14 protein-coding genes and 1 pseudogene are annotated in these 16,219 nt (G+C 63.8%); 2 read left to right on the forward strand and 13 right to left on the reverse strand.

Annotated features, from left to right (window positions below):
• Positions 1–63 precede the first annotated feature (63 nt).
• The 8 genes from LT988_RS04640 to LT988_RS04675 all read right to left on the reverse strand — a co-directional run bounded on the left by LT988_RS04640 (position 64) and on the right by LT988_RS04675 (position 10,994).
• On the reverse strand, positions 64–1,083 hold the full coding sequence (locus LT988_RS04640) for a lysylphosphatidylglycerol synthase transmembrane domain-containing protein (RefSeq protein ID WP_232409062.1): 1,020 nt from the start codon (positions 1,081–1,083) through the stop codon (positions 64–66).
• The gene (locus LT988_RS04645) at positions 1,080–1,994 is read right to left on the reverse strand and encodes a lysophospholipid acyltransferase family protein (RefSeq protein ID WP_232409063.1); all 915 of its coding nucleotides are present in this window, start codon (positions 1,992–1,994) and stop codon (positions 1,080–1,082) included. The genes LT988_RS04640 and LT988_RS04645 overlap by 4 nt, the downstream gene beginning before the upstream one ends.
• Positions 1,991–5,986 (reverse strand): translocation/assembly module TamB domain-containing protein, encoded by a 3,996-nt coding sequence (locus tag LT988_RS04650; protein WP_232409064.1) that lies wholly within the window; start codon positions 5,984–5,986, stop codon positions 1,991–1,993. Before LT988_RS04650 ends, LT988_RS04645 begins: the two co-directional genes overlap by 4 nt.
• A gap of 38 nt (positions 5,987–6,024) precedes the next feature.
• Positions 6,025–7,773 (reverse strand): autotransporter assembly complex protein TamA, encoded by a 1,749-nt coding sequence (locus LT988_RS04655; RefSeq protein ID WP_232409065.1) that lies wholly within the window; start codon positions 7,771–7,773, stop codon positions 6,025–6,027.
• A gap of 282 nt (positions 7,774–8,055) precedes the next feature.
• On the reverse strand, positions 8,056–8,880 hold the full coding sequence (locus LT988_RS04660) for an ion transporter (protein WP_232409066.1): 825 nt from the start codon (positions 8,878–8,880) through the stop codon (positions 8,056–8,058).
• 221 nt (positions 8,881–9,101) lie between these two features.
• Positions 9,102–9,311, reverse strand: a complete 210-nt coding sequence (locus LT988_RS04665) for a CopZ family metallochaperone (RefSeq protein ID WP_232409067.1) — start codon at positions 9,309–9,311, stop codon at positions 9,102–9,104.
• Positions 9,312–9,488: 177 nt separating this feature from the next.
• A complete protein-coding gene (glk, locus tag LT988_RS04670) occupies positions 9,489–10,463 on the reverse strand; it encodes a glucokinase (RefSeq protein ID WP_232409068.1) in 975 nt (324 codons plus the stop codon).
• A 222-nt stretch (positions 10,464–10,685) separates the two neighbouring features.
• Positions 10,686–10,994, reverse strand: coding sequence for a sulfur globule protein CV3 (locus LT988_RS04675; protein ID WP_232409069.1), 309 nt, complete (start codon positions 10,992–10,994; stop codon positions 10,686–10,688).
• A gap of 281 nt (positions 10,995–11,275) precedes the next feature.
• On the opposite strand from LT988_RS04675, the gene LT988_RS04680 reads away from it, so the two are divergent.
• Positions 11,276–11,449 (forward strand): hypothetical protein, encoded by a 174-nt coding sequence (locus LT988_RS04680; RefSeq protein WP_232409070.1) that lies wholly within the window; start codon positions 11,276–11,278, stop codon positions 11,447–11,449.
• 182 nt (positions 11,450–11,631) lie between these two features.
• Here the strand turns inward: LT988_RS04680 and LT988_RS04685 are convergent, their stop codons facing one another.
• From LT988_RS04685 to LT988_RS04705, 5 genes and pseudogenes are all read right to left on the reverse strand, one after another.
• Positions 11,632–12,657, reverse strand: a complete 1,026-nt coding sequence (locus LT988_RS04685; RefSeq protein ID WP_232409071.1) for an MlaD family protein — start codon at positions 12,655–12,657, stop codon at positions 11,632–11,634.
• The gene (locus LT988_RS04690; protein ID WP_232409072.1) at positions 12,654–13,382 is read right to left on the reverse strand and encodes an ABC transporter ATP-binding protein; all 729 of its coding nucleotides are present in this window, start codon (positions 13,380–13,382) and stop codon (positions 12,654–12,656) included. Before LT988_RS04690 ends, LT988_RS04685 begins: the two co-directional genes overlap by 4 nt.
• 134 nt (positions 13,383–13,516) lie before the next feature.
• On the reverse strand, positions 13,517–14,704 hold the full coding sequence (locus LT988_RS04695) for an MlaE family ABC transporter permease (RefSeq protein WP_232409073.1): 1,188 nt from the start codon (positions 14,702–14,704) through the stop codon (positions 13,517–13,519).
• 70 nt (positions 14,705–14,774) lie between these two features.
• On the reverse strand, positions 14,775–14,954 hold the full coding sequence (locus tag LT988_RS04700; RefSeq protein WP_232410680.1) for an ECF transporter S component family protein: 180 nt from the start codon (positions 14,952–14,954) through the stop codon (positions 14,775–14,777).
• A gap of 64 nt (positions 14,955–15,018) precedes the next feature.
• Positions 15,019–15,360, reverse strand: a pseudogene (locus tag LT988_RS04705) (energy-coupling factor ABC transporter permease); the annotation flags it as partial.
• Positions 15,361–15,600: 240 nt separating this feature from the next.
• Here LT988_RS04705 and LT988_RS04710 point away from each other — a divergent pair.
• On the forward strand, positions 15,601–16,218 hold the full coding sequence (locus tag LT988_RS04710; protein WP_232409074.1) for a DUF2076 domain-containing protein: 618 nt from the start codon (positions 15,601–15,603) through the stop codon (positions 16,216–16,218).
• Position 16,219: the final 1 nt, after the last annotated feature.

Here is a 16,219-nt window from a genome sequence, read left to right on the forward strand (position 1 = left end):
GCCAAGGGTCTTGCGGTTTCCCGTTCGCCCATCGGTCGGACCCTGGTCTTCCGATCGCACTGTTTAGCGCCCGGACGGCGGCGGGTTGCCGGCGATAGGCACGGAGGCCTTGGGCAGCAGCAATGCGAGGACGCCGAGCACCAGGGTCGACCCGAGCAGGAAGAGGTGTAGATTGACCGCACCGGCCAAGGCCAGTCTCGGGTCCACGCCCAAGGGCGCAAGGGCCGCGACGACCGCCAGCTCGTAGCTCCCGCTGCCGGCGATGCCGTGGAAGGGCAGGACGCTCGACAGCTCCGCCCCCATCACGCCCGTGAGCAAGCGCCAGAACTCGACCGGCAGGAAGTGCTCGAGCAGCACCGCGAAGGCGGCGAATTTGAGGGTCCAGGTCAATGCAGTCCACAGATAGACGCGTGCGATGATCCGGGGCTTCGCGGGAGCGGCACCCAAGACGCGTCGGACGAGCCGCATGAGCTTCACGGCAGGCGCGCGCCCGGACGATTCGCTCTTGCCCGTCACCAACCCCCGCAGTGGCAAGAAGAGCAAGAGCCCGGCGAGCCAGGCGAGCGCCGCGATCCACCACAACGGAAGGGGATCGCGCAAGTACAGGATCAAGATGCCGATCAAGACGAGGAAGTGTAGGTCCAGGATTCGGATCCAGAGCAAAGCCGCCGCGGCGTCGAGAAAGCCGTGACCGAAGTATCGCTGCATCAACCAGGGGAAAACCATCTCCCCGGCACGCATCGGCAGGAGGTTGTTCGCCGTGTTGTGCAGCATGCTCAGACGCAGCACGATCGGAAAGCAGCCGCGAAACCGAGGCCCGAAATAGTCGTAAACCCGCACGGCCCGAAGCACGTAGCTGAGTGCGGTTAAGCCGAAGAGCACGACCAAAAGCAGCGGCGAGAGTGTGCGCCACGGCAAGAGCAGCGGCCCCCATCCGACTGTCCATTCAACCGCGAAGACGACGGCTGCCAGAAGCGCCGCGCCGATCGCCCAATCACGCGGACGACCGAAGCGCGGTGTACCGACCGAACTCCCCTCCCGATCGTGATTGCTGCCGAGCTCCACGTCCGGACCGAGACTCATCGCCGCCGTTTGGGCGGATAAATGGGCGCTTCGCCGGGTGGGCGGGTCTTGAAGCGACGGTGCACCCAGAAGTATTGCTCGGGCATGGTATGAATGCGTGCCTCGATAACCTGGTTCATGCGCAGGGCATCCGCCGTGCGGTCCTCGCTCGGGAAATTCTCCAGCGGTGGATCGAAGATCAACTCCAAGCCGCGCCCCCGGGGCAGAAACCGGGCGAAGGTCGGGATGACCGCTGCACCGGTCATGGCCGCGAAACGCCCCAACATGGGCACGGTTGAAGCCGCGACCCCGCAGAAGGGAACGAAGAGACCGCGCCGTCCGCCGTCCTGATCGGGCAGATAGAAGAAAGGCGTGCCCTTTTTCATCTCCCGCACCAGTCCACGAAGATCGTCGTGGCGCTCGATGGAGACGCTGCCGTACTGCTGACGCGCGCGCCGCACCTGCCGGTCGACCACCGGGTTGCGGATCCGCTGGTACATGTAGACGCCCGAGTGGACCAGCGCTGTGAAGGCGGCGCCGCCAAGCTCGAGGCCGACGAAATGGGGGACGAGGACGATCACTGGCCGACCCTCGGCGATACAGCGGTCGATCGACTCGCGGTTGCGAATCTTCACCAACCGCGCGAGCCGTTCGCGCGAGGCCCCCCAGCTCACACCCTGACAAAAGGCCGCGACGCCCAACCACCCGAAATGCGCCCGCAAGATGCGCTCGCGCTCGCGCGCGCTCGCTGCCGTGAGACAGATCTCGAGATTACGCCGACCGATCCGACGCCTGGGGCCGGCGAGCAGATAGGTCAAGCGCCCGACCCCGGTACCGATCAACCAGATCAGAGGGAACGGCAAGCGACCGAGCCCGTAGATCAAGCCGACGACGAACCAACTCGGCCAAAACTTTGGATGCGCGAGACTCATCGCTCGAAGCTGTAGAAAATATCGGCGCCTTGATTCCCCCCCGTTTCGGTTTGAATCTCGACGTGATCGGTCAAGTCGTAGCGATGTCGTACGCTGTTCGCCTGGTCGCCCAGGCCGGTCTCGTATTCCAGAAAGATCTTGGGCGCAATGTAGGTCCCGACGGCAAGCCCGGTATCACTCTCGCCGCTCCCGCCCGGGGCGATGCCGGTCAAGAGAAACTTGGTGATCTGCGCTTGGGTCATCCCGGGGTCCGTTCCGGAAAAGAAGGTCAGCTTCGGCTCACGCAGGGTTCCCAAGACACGGATGCCCGCAACGGTCGATCCCCCGTCACGCTCGGCCTGGATCACGAGCCCGGGATTGTCGATCGGGCTGCGCGCATAGATCACGCGCCCCTGGGAGATATTGAGCGGAGCACCGATCTCGGCGGACAACCCGAGACCGGTGGTCAGCCGATACTGGCCATCGATGATCTGCAATTGGCCGTTCCCCAGCATGTCGCGGCCGGGCATCTGCGAGACCCCCAGGTTCCCGGCGAGACGCCCGCGCAGACCGAAGGCATCGACGGTCACGGCGTCGCCCAGCTTCACGCGCAGATCGATGGTCAGCGGTAAAGCCGCCTCCTCGGAGCTATCCGCCAAGACCACGTCGCTCGACTGCGTCTGCGTTCCGGCCGGGATGGCGCGAGGCCGGATACGGGCCTCGGGGATCGTGATCTCGCCGCTCAGACGCGCACCCTTCGAGTTGGCCTCAAAATTCAGGTCGGGCGACAACAGCGCGAAATATTCCGTCGTGTCCGCGACCTTGAGACCTGTCCCGAATACCCGTGCCTGTGCGGCGAAGCCTCCCCCGCCGAGACGGGCGTCGCCGGTCAACTCCAATCGACCGCCTCCGATGTCCGCCTGACCCTGCAGGTCCAAACGCTCGCCGGTCGGTGCGCTGGCCGTGAGGTTGAGATCCGCGACCCGTAGTCCGATCAGCGGAACGGTGAATCCGACGTCCCGAACCTGCGCCTCGCCTCGCAATGCCGGTGCGCCGAGCGTGCCGCGCACGCCGAGATCCACGCCGAGCCCGCCGGTCATCCCGGCGATCTCGGGAACCAGATTGCCGATCCGATCGAGCCCTTGGAGATCGGCGCGCAGGGTACCGGCGAGCGGCTGGCTTTTCCGACCGGGGTCGTCGAGCCGCCAACCGGCAAGATCCAGCGTCCCGTCGACGCGTCCGAATCCCTCCAGCGGGATCCCGAGACGCACGGAGAGGGCCTTCGCACCGGCATCGATCGCGAGCCGAGTGCCTGAAAAATCAAGGGTCTCGTCGCGACCTCCACCCATCATCACACGCAGCGACCCCTGCGGGATCTCGGCGCTTGCAGTGCCCTTCAGCACCGAGCCGGCGGTCTCGAATTGCCCGCGCACGCGGGCGTTGCCGGTCAGATCAAGCGTCTCGGGCAACACCGGGGCGAGAAGCGTGAAATCGGCCAAGGTCACGTCCAGACTCGCGACCGCCCGTTCGTTCGCGTCGCGTTTGAGCTCCACGCAACCGCCGGAATCGGCCGGACCTCGAATACAAAAGGGTCCGAAAGCGAGCGTCGGACCGGCTACGGCGATCGGACTCGGCCGCTGCAATGTCCAATCGCCGAAAGATGCGGCATCGACATCCAGGCGCGCGATCCGACCGGTATAGGCGCCGGCCGAATCCAGACCGCCCGCGGCATCGAGGATCACCGAGAGGGGCTCGCCCTTCAGGGCCAGCTCGAGTCGGTGATCCGGAATCCTACCCGCACCGCGCATCGTCAAGGTATCCCAGATCATGTCGCCGACGACGAGGCGGCTCCCGTCCAAACGGATGTCGAAGGGATCCTCCGTGGAGAGCCCGAGGTCCAGGCGTCCGGACAGCGTGGCGATCCCTTGGCCCGACCACTCGGCATCCCGCGCGGCGAGATCGAGCAGAACGCGGGGTGACTCGCGCGGCCCGGAGATCTTGCCGCGGGCGGTGAGGCTCCCGGCGGCCTCCGGCAGCACGCTCGCAAGGTCAGGCGACTCAAGGCTGAAGACCAAATCGATCGTCTTGTCGATCTGTCCTTGCAGATTTAGGGCACTGGAGCCGGATGCAGCATCGAGTCCGTCGATTCGGATGGTCTCGCCGGTCATCGCAACGGTTCCGGATGCGAGGACGGGGTAGCCGCGCAGCAGACCCTCGAACTGCTCGATTCGCGCGACCAGGTCCGGGCCCGAGGGCTCGATCTTCCCCCGGCTGCTCAACCGGGCTGCGAGGTTGCCGCCCCACTCCGCGGCGAAGCTGCCGGGGTCGATGTCGGAGGCATCCAAGGTCGCCTCCCAGGTCACCTGCGGGTCCCAGCCGAGCGTCGCGCCACCCTCGATGCGTCCGTTCAGGGTGTCCAGAACGAGGGTTTCGATCCGGGTTTGGCGCACATCGCCTCGGCCTCCCAAGCGCAACTGGGACGGCGGCAATCCGGGGCCAACGGAGCGAGCTGCGAAATCGTATTCGAAACCGTCGAGGCCGCCGGAGGTCTCGAACTGAAACGACAGGCGATCCTCAAGCCCCTCGACCAAGCCGACGGGGTCGAGGTTCGTGCCGTCGAGCGTGAGCGTCCAACGCACATCCGGCGACCAGGTCACCTCCCCTTTGCCGAGAAGCTCGCCGTCAAGCACAGACAGCTTGAGCGCGTCGATTTGGGCCGCGGTTTGAGAACCGCTGCCGCCGAGATCCAGCGTCGCGGGCGGCACATCCGGACCGCTCGCGGCAAGCGACAGCGAATAGACGAAGGCGTCGAAGTCGCCCGAAGCGTCGAGCTGACCGCGGGGCGATTCGGCGATCAGGTCTCCGCTCAACGGCCAGCGCAGGCGTTCCCAAGCGCCGGTGACCTCGAATCGACCCGGATCGACGTTCAGGTCGAGTCGACCCGTCGCGTTCAAGCGCGCCTCCGAGACCTGCTCGGTCAGCGCAAGGCTGCGGATCTCCAAGACCTTCCCGGCCCAGGCGACATCCAGCACGGCGGCCAGATTCCCGAAATCAGGCAGTTGCGGCGCTCGCGCATCGATATGCCCCTTCACCACGGCCTTTTCGAGGTCGCCCTGCGTCTCCAGCAGACCGGTCACCGTCACTCCGGGAAGATCGGATCCGAAGTCGGGCAGATTCACGCCGAGGATCTCCAGCTGCCCGTCCCAGGCGGGCTTGCCGAGCGGGTCATCGAGACGAACATCGAGGGCCGCCTGCGCGGAGCCGCTCAAGCGGTGCCGGACCTGCAGCGATGCCAGATCTCCCGTGACCTTCGCAGAGCCCTGTAAGGCGATCGCGGGAGCCTGCGTCATCTCCCAATCGAGATCCAGATCCAGCGGATAGTCGCCGCTGAGCTCGACTCGACCGAAGGCGCGCGCGGCGAGCCGCGGGGTCGGCAGCATTACCTCCAGTCGCACGAGTTTCAATTCGCTGCCCCGCAGGCTCGCGGAGAGGATCGTATCCTCGATCACGAAGAAGGGTTCGGCCTCGCCGGACTTGAAGAGGCGCAATCGCTCGACCTGCGCCTCATGCAGATCGATGCGAAGCGGCAAGACCAGGTCGGGCAGAACCAGCGGTGCGGACTCCTCGGGGCTCGGCGGCAACACCAGGTCCAGGCCCTGGATACGGAGCACCTCGATCGGCAGATCTCCGCGCAGGACGGCGATCGGCGACCAATCCAAAACGATGCTGTCAGCACGCATCTCGAAGTCGGCAACCTGTATCGCGAGCCGATCGAGCGTGAGCTGCCCGGTGACTCGCCCTTCGACGCGTTCGACACTCAGGACACCCGGAGCCAAGTCTTCGACCAACCCGACGGCAAAGCGCAGCCCGGTCTGGGTCCCGAGCACCAACCCCAACATTAGGACCAGCACCAATGCGAAAGACATGACCATGCCGAGGAGCAGACGCAGCGGCCGGATGCGCCGACGCCGCGGGGTCGCGGTGGAGGCAACGGCTGTCGGCTCGGGCGGCATGGAATCCTCGGGGGGTGCCTCAGTCGTGTCGATTTCGCTCACAGATCAGGCCCAATCACGAAGACGACCCGCGCCGGTGGCCAGCCGTCGCCGATCTCGTAGTTGTTCTGCGTGAATGGCAAGGCCAGATCCAGGCGGACCTGACCAATGGGCGAGGCATAGCGCACGCCGAAACCCACGCTCTGCTGAAATTTGTTGTCGTAGTCCGGATCGAAGGCATTTCCGAAATCGGTGAAGACGGCGGCGCTCCATGGACCTTTGATCTGCCGCTCGAGCTCGAGGCTGCCGACACCGAGATAACGTCCGCCGACAGTGTCGTAGTTGAAGGGCTCCGTGGGCCCCAGACTGTCGAACCCCCAGCCGCGAATCGTGTTGTCGCCGCCGGTGAAGAAGCGACGGCTCGCCGGCAGCTCGTCGAGATTCTCCGCCAGGGTGACGCCGAGATCGGCCCGCGTGATGAAGCGGTACTTTTCCGCGAAACCCCGGATCCATTTGAACTGCAATACCCCGCTCAAATAGGTTGCATTCGATACCACACCCTCGAGCGCACCCAGCAGCGAGTAACGTATCCTATACCCCCGCTTGGTGTTGATCGGGTCATCGGCCACGGTCTTCGACCAAGAGATATTGGGAACCAGTTCCGAGGAGGCCCCGGTCTGGATGTTGCTGATATCGTAGTCCTCGTAGTTGTAGTCGATGCCGGCGGTGCGTCGCCAGCCGCCCGGGGTGAGCGTCGAATGGGCGAACTGCACCGAATACAACCAGCCTTTTTGGGTATTGAGGTTCGAGTAGGTGGCCTGGGGCTTGACGATGATGTAATCGCGCGTCGGATCCTGGATCGGAATCCGATAATCGAAGCTCCATTGAGAGAGCACGGGCGAGAGCTGCAACTCAGTTCGAAAATTGTGACCCCACTGGTTGACGTAGCGACGCCGCCAATCGGCGCTGACCCGCGGGCCGGTATCGGTCGAAAACCCCGCGCCGACGCGAAACTTGTCGCGTTTGTTGCGGGTTGCGACGACCTCGATCGGAACCAGGGTATCGTCGCCTGTATCATCCTTCCGAGGGACGATCTCCACATCGGAGAAGTACTCGGTACTCAGCAGCCGGCCTTGCATCGCCAGGAGCAAATCGGGGTTGTAAACGACGCCGGGCTCGAAAGTGACAAATTTGTGTAAGAACTTGTCGTTCAAGAGATCCTGCTTGAAAGAGACCTCGCCGAGATAATAACGGGGTCCGGTCGCGAGCTCGAAATCGACGATTGCCTCGTAGGCGACCAGGTCGATGAGCACACGGTGTTGCGCGAGATTGTAATCGAGATAGCCGCCCGAGGACGCGCGAGCACGGAGATCGGACTTGGCCGCCTCATATTCCCGATGCAGGAACACGTCGCCGACCTGCATCGGGAAGGTCTTCGGGAAGGCGGGGTCATCGGCCCCCTCGCCGGTGATCGAAAAGTTGACCTGGCCGATCTTCACGGGTGGCCCGGGGACGACCTCGTACGTGGCCACCCAGGTCCCGTTCGGATCCGCAGCGGCATCGAGCCGATCCGTCACTTCGACCTGATAGAGCCCGAAGGGCGCCAAGGCATCGCGAATCTGATCCGGCGCCAAGCGATGCAATGCCTCGGCCCGCGCCGGCGTCATATCCTCCTGTGCGCGCTCTTGGTAGATGGACAGCAGGGCCAGGACGTTCGTCTCCTGCTCTCCCTCCAGGCCGGTCACCGTGACGTCGAGCTTCATGGCGAACGCGCCGCTCGCCAGAAAAAGCAGAGGAATCGCCAGCACTCGGACCCATGCGCTCGGGCGCACCGGAGGAGCCGAAGCCGCATCCCTTGGCGCGGTCGCTCGATGTCTTTCGGCTCGATCCAAACTCAACCCCTTGACGATCAGACAAAACCGGCGAATCCGAGGTTACGGACCCATCCACGGCTCGGCACCACCGCAGAAAAGCAGCCATGCGTCGACGAATTACAACAGCCCGCATCGCAAAAGCGACAGTTTGTATCATAGTACCAAACACAGAGGCGCGCACGACCCACCCTGCCCATTGGGGCATGGCAAGCCTCGTCAGCTCTGTTTTCCGCGTATCGCCAGGTCTCGTCGCAGACCCTCGATCTCCTCGCGCAGAGCCCGGACCTCGATTTCGACATGGCGGGTATCCTGGTGAACCGTCTCCTCGATTCGCTCGCGCTCCGCGGCATGCTGATCGTCGTGCAGCGTCTGCATCGTGTCGACGATGATGCCGATGAAGAGGTTCAGCATCGTAAAGGTTGCGATCAAGATGAAGGGGATGAAGAAGAGCCAAGCATAGGGATAGACCTCCATCACCGGACGCACGATCCCCATCGACCAACTCTCCAACGTCATGATCTGAAACAGGGTATACATGGATCCGCCGAGCGTGCCGAACCACTCCGGAAACCCCGTTCCGAACAGACCGGTCGCGATCACGGCGGCCACATAAAAGAGCAGCAGCATTAAAGAAGCAATCGAGGCGATTCCGGGCAACGCCTTGAGCAGCGCCTCGACGACAAACCTCAGACGCGGCGATACCGAGACCAACCGCAAGACGCGAAGAACCCGAAGCGCACGCAAGACCGCAAGCGGTCCGCTCGCCGGGATCAACGCAATCGCAATCACGGTAAAGTCGAACAGGTTCCAGCCTCGACGGAAAAAGCCCCGCCCGTGAGCGAAGAGCTTCAGCAGCATCTCCGCGACGAATGCGGCCAAGATTACGCGATCAATAAGATGCAGGAACCCGCCATAGCTGGCCATGATGCTCGACGAGGTCTCCAATCCAAGGGTGACCGCGTTGACCAGAATCAACCCGATGATGATGCCCTGAATCCGGGTCGATTCGATCCATACGCCGACCTTTTCACGGCTCGACATGACAACTGCCTCCGACAAAACGACAGACAACAGACGACGCGGATCGGACGTACCGATCCACGGGACTGGAACGAAAGATTCAGGCGACGCTCGACCGATCCCGGGGTGATCGAGGGTCTAGGCTTAGCGCCCGATCGCGACAACCGCGGCGTCCGCATGGATGGAGCATCGGCACCGAGACTCACCCCACAGGGCGAGGCCGATCGGGACCCGACCCGAGATCATGCCGGTGGGGCCGGCTCCGCGCCATAACCCTCGGCGACGACGGCTGCGATCAAGGCATCGGCATCGGCCTGTCCCTCGACCCTGGCACGACCGAGCTCCAGATCCACCACGACAGACTCGACGCCGGCAACAGACTCCAGCGCCGAGGTCACGGCGCGAACGCAGTGGGCGCAGCTCATTCCGGTAATGCTGAGCATTTGTGTCATGGGTTCCTCTTTATTGGATTTAGGGTTTAGCCTGCTGCCTGCTGCCTGCTGCCTGCTGCCTGCTGCCTGCTGCCTGCTGCCTGCTGCCTCCTGCCTCCTGCTTCCAGCGACTTTGAAACTGGCGGCTGGTGGCTGGTGGCTGGTGGCTGGTGACTGGCGGCTGATAGCCGGAGCTACCTACTGCGACGCCAGAAACCGAGCCGCCCCCATCAGCGGCGTGCTCGGCTGCACGATCACCCGAACCGGCATCGCGCGCATCAGAGGCTCCAAACGGCCTTTATCGAGGAAACCCTCCAGGAAGGCGCTGCTGCGCAGGGCGTCAAGGTTCTTCGGCGCGATACCCCCGCCGAGGTAGACCCCGCCGAGCGCCATCTGCTTGAGTGCCATGTTTCCGGCCTCACGCCCGTAGAGAAGAAAGAACAGGTCCATTGTCTCGGTGCAGACCGGGCAGGAGTTCTCCGAAGCGGCCGCGGCGATCGCCGCTGCGGCGTCCCCGCTCGTGAGGGACTCGCGCAACGCGGGCGGCGATTCGATTCCGCGCCATTCGGACAAGAAGTCGTAGAGGTTTCGGATCCCGAGACCGGAAACGACGCGCTCCCAACTGACCCGCCCGAAGCGTTGCTTCAGGAACGCATGGAGCGCGCACTCGCGCTCGTCGGTAGGCCCGAAGTCCGCATGCCCGCCTTCGGTCGCGAAAGGATGGTGACGCAAGCCGTCCCAGAATAACCCCGCTTCTCCGAGTCCGGTACCCGCAGCGACCACGCAGGCGTTGCCTTGTGCCGCCTCCCCCGGATGGACCTCGACCAGGTCGTCGGGGCCCAATGCCGCGAGCCCCCAAGCCGTCGCCTCCAGATCATTCAGCAGCGCAACGCCGGCAAAGCCGAGTGCCTGCTCCATGGCATCGGCATCCAGGTCCCAGGGTAGATTCGTCGCCTGACTGCGCCGGTCCCGCACCGGCCCGGCGATGGCGAAGGCCGCGAAACGACAGGTCGTTCCGGTCTCCTCGAGATAGCACCGGACGATCTCGTCGAGCGAGTCGAAATCCGCACTCGGATACTGCATCGTCTTCTCGAGATCGACGCGGTCTCCGTGCGTCTTCGCAAGACCCAATGCCGTCTTGGTACCCCCGATATCGCCGACGAGTACTCGCATATCGCTTCTCCGCTCAGATCGCTGACAGGACTCGCTTGCAGACGCGAGCCGACGCGGATGATAGCAGGCAGGAGGTCGGAGGCGATGATGAGCGTGCCGGTCCGGCAACGGGTGGGGCGATTCGAGACGCGAGAAACGTCGCGCTGAAGGCGCGAGCGCCCCTCGCGGCCGCGAACGCGGTGATTCTCGCCCCGATACCGGACGGCATCGAGGCGAGGAGAATTACTTGCTCGAGTCGGTGCTCGACTGCGTCGTCGGGTAGCTATAGGCCGGATAGCCGTAGAGCGGCGCACCCCAGCCGTAGGGGGCACCCCAACCGTAAGGTGCGCCATAAGCTCCGTAGGGATACCCGTAACCACCATAGGGATAGCCCCCATAGGGTCCGTACCAAGGCGAGTTCCAAGGTCCGCCCCAACCGCCCGGGAACATGCCGAAGGGGCCGGAACCCCAGAAGGCGTTCGCGGACATGGAGCCGAAAGCAGCAACAGCGGCGACCGCCGCAGCAAGCACAAGCCGTTTTGTTGTCGTCATCACATTTCTCCCGTCTCGAGAAACCTGTTGAGCACGCCGTGAGCACGATTCGCTCCGACGTGACATCAAGATTAGGACGGAATCCGAGCTAGAGGTTTGATCTTGATCAACAATCGCTAATATTAGCGACCAACCCAAGTTGCCGGCTCAGGTAGCGTCACGAGCGGATGGGGGTGCCGAAAAAGATTGCGCGAAGATCGTCAAAATTAGCGCTTGCTTAATTAGAATTTGCTTATATAATGATCCCCATACCAGCAACCAACCGAAATCGGAGATATACCATGGGTGCATTAGGTGTTCTTGCCGCAGTCGCTCTGCTCGTGGGCGGTGTCCAAACCGCGATGGTGATGCCGGAGTCTGAGCGTCTCGCGAACGAAGAGCTGAAAGAGCCCGTTGTCGAAGTGCAGGCGGTTCCTGCCGAATCGACCGAGACCGTGAGCTTCCTCGACTTCTAATCGGTTCAGGCCTCGGCGAGTCAGGCCCGGAGACGCTTGCGTCTCCGGGCCTGATGTGTCCGGAGCCGTCTAGACCGAGATCTGCAGCATGACCCGGCGACGGTGAACTGTCGGACGAACATGTGCGTCAAGGTCGCCAAGTCCTTTCAAAAGCAACACCCGGTCAACCACCGAAACGCGGTTTATCGCTTCCCGCGCAACACCGCATCCGGATGCCGCTCCAGATAGTCGGCAAGATCCCGAAGTGATCGCGCTGCCGCCGAGGCCTCGCCGAGGAACCGGTCAAGCCGAACCCGCGTCCCGGAGGCATCGCCGGCCAAGGACCCCAGCGAGCGCATGGCGGTCTCGACCTCGCCCAGCGCGGATTGCGCCGCGCCCGAGAGCGGGACCACCTGCTCGTCGACCCTTCGCACCAATACAGTCAGCGACTCGGCGACCGTCTCGAGACTCTCCGCGACCGGCACAACGCTGGAATTCACCGTTTGTGCCATCGCACCGAAATCCCCGAGCGTCGAATCCAGGCGCTGTGCGAGCGGCTGCACCTCCCGATCGAAATCCTCGATCAGCACCCGAGCCGCAGCAAGCGTCTCGTTCAACCTCTCGAGCAAACGCAGCACCTCCCCGGAACCGATCAATTGCCGGATCGACGCTAGAGTCAACGACGCTTCATTGACGAGATCGTCAAGCCGCAGATTGTTGAGCATCTCCGTCATCCGGTCGCGCGTCGCCTCGATCGCGGGTACCTCGACGGCATCGTCGGGATCCTCCACCAACCGCACGGGGCGATCCGGGATCAACTGGAGCGCAATCACGTATTGCCCGGTGACGAAACTCAAGGACTCCAGGCGTGCATGCAAACCGCGCTCCTTGACCAACCCGCGGAGGATCTCCTCGGGCGAGTCGTCAGAGGCCGAACCGAGAATGCTCACGCTTTCCGGCCAGACCTCGTAGGTCACCGGCACACTGAAGGTGCCGGTATCCGGCGAGAACCTCAGCTCGATCCCGGTCACGCGCCCCACCGTCACACCCTCGAACTGAACCCCGGCGCCGACATTCAACCCCTGCACCGAACCGGGGAAATAGGTCACCATCGGAACCTGCTCGCGAAAGAGCGCACCGCTGCCGAAAACCAAAATCGCGATCACGACAAGGGCCAAGGCCCCGAGCACGAAGCCGCCGATCACGGTCGGATTGGCCTGCTTGCTCATGTCTCTCCCCGGCTCAGAAAATCACGGACGATCTCGATCTCGCTGTGCTCGCGCAGCTTGCGCGGGTTGCCCGTGGTGAGCATGGTCTGCGAGGAGGCGTCGAGAAACACCGAGTCGTCCGCGATGGCGAAGATGCTCGCAAGGTCATGGGTCACGACGACCATGGTCGTGCCCAGGCTCTCGCGCAGCTCGAGAATCAGCTCATCGAGCAGACGCGCACTCAAGGGGTCGAGGCCCGCCGATGGCTCGTCGAAGAAGAGGATATCCGGATCCAGGGCCATGGCTCGTGCGACGCCGACCCGTTTGCGCATGCCGCCGCTGATCTCGGAGGGATAATAGTCGCAGTAGGCCGAGAGGCCGACCAACGCGAGCTTGTAGACCGCGACATCGTGGACCTGGCTCGGTCGAAGCCGCGTGTATTGCTCGAGCGGCAAGGCAACATTCTCCTCGAGTGTCATGGAGCTCCAGAGGGCACCGCTCTGATACATCACGCCATTGCGACGCATCCTTCGGATACGCGCGCTCTGGGGCGCATCCCAAAAGCTCTCGCCGTCGAACAGGATCTTCCCGGCCAGCGGCTCCAAGAGTCCAACCAGACTGCGCATGAGCGTGCTTTTGCCGCTGCCGCTGCCGCCCATGATGACGAAGACGTCGCCGCGCCGGATTCCGAAGCTCAGATCGCGCTGAATCACCGTCTCGCCGTAGCCGACGGACAGGGCATCCACGACGATATGTCGATCATCGGCGGAGCTGCCCGCCCGACTAGAGGCTCGATCGGTCGGCGCAGCCGTGGACAGATCGCCGGAGGTTCGGCTTTGTTCGTCACGCGCGGCTCCGGTCGGCATCGTCGTCCAGCCGATCACGAAAGACCGACCGCATCGAAGACGATCGTAAGGACCGCCGATGCAATCACGATGAAGACGATCGAGGTCACCACCGCCGAGGTCGTCGCCTCGCCGACCGCAGCGGCACTGCGACCGCACTGCATGCCGCGCAGGCATCCGGACACGGCGACGATGGCGCCGAAGACGGTCGCACTGATCAGACCCTGCGTGATGTGGTTCCAGCCGATCGCCGCAACCGTCTCGGTAAAATACTCGGCCGGATTCAAACCACCGACCACCGTGCCGGCAAAGGCCCCGCCGAGGATCCCCGTGAGGTTCGCATAGATGGCCAACAAGGGCGTCATGGCAACCAGCGCGATGAGTCGCGGCAAGACCAGGAACTCGACCGGCGAGATCCCCAAGGTGCGCAGGGCATCGATCTCTTCGTTCACCTGCATGGTCCCGAGCTGGGCCGCAAAAGCTGCCCCGGTCCGCCCGGCGAGCACGATCGCCGTGATGAGCGCAGCGATCTGGATGACAATGGCGAGCCCGACCAGGTCGGCGACGAAGATCCGCGCACCGAATTGGGCCAACTGCTGATCGCCGATATAGCCGAGGATCAGACCGACGAGAAAGCTGACGAGACTGATGATGGGCAGGGCATCGGCTCCCACCTCCTCGATCAGCAGCCAAAGCTCCGAGTGCCGAAAGCGGGCTCGCCCCGCCAGCATCGAGCGCACTGCGAGGGTCACTTCCCCGACAAACGCAAGGATCTCGCCCGTGGAGCGCGCCAGATCGATGAAGTCCTGACCGAACCGCCGAAGAAAGGGGTCGGCGTGCTCGTCCTGACCGTCGGCGCGACGCTGCGGCACCGTCGAGGCCAGGTGCAACAGGGCTTGAATCCCCTCCGGGAGCCCGTCGTCCCGCACCTCGATGCCGCGTTCCCGACACCGCCAGACCAGGGACGCGAGGTAGCTCACGAGCCCGGAGTCCCAAGCGACCAGATCGGATGTCTCGAAGGCAATGGACGTGAGTTCTTGCTCGGAGAAAAGATCGGCATCGAGCCGATCGAGGTCCGGCAGATCCGCATCGAGCTGCCAAGCGCCACCGATCGCTACGACGATGTGGCCGGCCTCCTCGCGCGCAAGCGCCACCCGCGGAGCTGATTGCGGCTTGGCGGGATTTGAGACGAAGTCGTTCATGACGCCGATAAGGATGCGCATGCCGGGCCACGCAGCGCAAGTCTGTCGGGGAAGGGGGCAACTTGGGTCGCCCGTTGCCACTCGGTTGCACCTACATGGTCGTGCGCTCGGCCGGAAGAAGGCCATCGTGCGCGACCACCGGTATCAGCTCGGGACGCACGGCCAAGAGAAGATTCAAGGTCGCGGCAGTCATCGCACCCTCGACGAGCATCACCGGGGTCTGACCAATCAGAATCCATTTGGCCGCCACCGGGAATTCGCTCCTGCTCAACGCCGAGAAGATCGACACCGGCCAGCGATAGGGCGGAGGCACCGAACGACAAGGCGCCGACCAGGAAACCGGCAACAACCACCGTCAGCGACCGAGGAGAGATGTCCGAGCGCACCAAGAACCGGTGTGCAAGTGGGCAGATGATGACCCCTGGAAGTGCCAGATTCAGTGTGTTGGCCCCGATCACGGTCGGACCGCCGAACCCGAAAAAGGCCGCCCAGCCGAGCAGTAACCTCATGAACCCGGTCAGCATCAGATGGGCGCTCGACGGACCGACCGGCACATGGATCAGAGAGGCGACGAAAACGACGGCCGTCAGCAAACCGGCACGCAGGATGGACTCTGTATCGAGCGCGCTCAAACCCCGAACGACGCCGGCAACCGCGAGCAGAGAGGCGCGGATCAAGACCGGAGCACCGAGAACACCGTCGACGATGTGGATAGCTGTTATCGATGCCCGCCCAGAGGACGAGGCGCGTAGTACCTCGGCACAAGTGGTAATACCCGCGAAGGTAGCACTCGGCCTCTCAGGCGTCTACCAGGGGGCAACGGCAACGGCGAGACACGCCATTGGAGTCTCGGTCTGCGACCGGATATCTTTGGCGTTCGGAGCCATTCGACCTGATTCACCCTTTGGAGGCGAACCATGGACCAAAGCAACACGAGCCAAGACGAGCAGAGACTCAACGAGCAGCGGGTCATCGACGACCTGTTCGGCAAGCTGCGGCAGGCCGAACATCAAACCGGACCGCGCGATCGGGCCGCGGAACAGCAGATTGCCGCGGCGGTCGAGCGTCAGCCCGCGGCACCCTACTACATGGCTCAAGCGATCCTCGTCCAGGAACGCGCCATCGAGACGCTGGGCCAACGGGTTCAGGAGCTCGAGCAGGAACTGGCGAGCCGGCCGGCCGGAGGCGGATTCCTCGATAGCCTGTTCGGCGCACCCAATCCGCGTCCAGGTGCCCCGGGCGTTCCGGCCGGCGGATCCTTGGGTCGTTCGTTTCAAACGGGCGGCATCGGCGGCGGTATGCAGCCCGGTCAAGCCAACCGGGCGGGCGGCGGCTTCCTGGGATCGGCCCTTCAGACCGCGGTTGCGGTTGCAGGTGGGGTCATGATGGCCAACCTGCTGACCGGGCTCTTCACCGCCGAGGAGGCACAGGCGGCCGTGGAGCCTGTCGAAGATCCGGGGCTGGATTCGGAATACGACCAACAGTTGTTGGACGACGGCGATATGGGCGACTTCGACGGCTTCGATGACTTCTGAG

Origin of the sequence: Thiocapsa bogorovii, assembly GCF_021228795.1 — a bacterium.
Lineage (GTDB): Bacteria > Pseudomonadota > Gammaproteobacteria > Chromatiales > Chromatiaceae > Thiocapsa > Thiocapsa bogorovii.

Coding starts and splice junctions, on each gene's coding strand:
- LT988_RS04710 (WP_232409074.1), top strand. CDS start 15,601: ATGGACCAAAGCAACACGAGCCAAGACGAGCAGAGACTCAACGAGCAG.
- LT988_RS04645 (WP_232409063.1), bottom strand. CDS start 1,994: ATGAGTCTCGCGCATCCAAAGTTTTGGCCGAGTTGGTTCGTCGTCGGC.
- LT988_RS04680 (WP_232409070.1), top strand. CDS start 11,276: ATGGGTGCATTAGGTGTTCTTGCCGCAGTCGCTCTGCTCGTGGGCGGT.
- LT988_RS04675 (WP_232409069.1), bottom strand. CDS start 10,994: ATGACGACAACAAAACGGCTTGTGCTTGCTGCGGCGGTCGCCGCTGTT.
- glk (WP_232409068.1), bottom strand. CDS start 10,463: ATGCGAGTACTCGTCGGCGATATCGGGGGTACCAAGACGGCATTGGGT.
- LT988_RS04695 (WP_232409073.1), bottom strand. CDS start 14,704: ATGCGCATCCTTATCGGCGTCATGAACGACTTCGTCTCAAATCCCGCC.
- LT988_RS04650 (WP_232409064.1), bottom strand. CDS start 5,986: ATGCCGCCCGAGCCGACAGCCGTTGCCTCCACCGCGACCCCGCGGCGT.
- LT988_RS04665 (WP_232409067.1), bottom strand. CDS start 9,311: ATGACACAAATGCTCAGCATTACCGGAATGAGCTGCGCCCACTGCGTT.
- LT988_RS04640 (WP_232409062.1), bottom strand. CDS start 1,083: ATGAGTCTCGGTCCGGACGTGGAGCTCGGCAGCAATCACGATCGGGAG.
- LT988_RS04685 (WP_232409071.1), bottom strand. CDS start 12,657: ATGAGCAAGCAGGCCAATCCGACCGTGATCGGCGGCTTCGTGCTCGGG.
- LT988_RS04660 (WP_232409066.1), bottom strand. CDS start 8,880: ATGTCGAGCCGTGAAAAGGTCGGCGTATGGATCGAATCGACCCGGATT.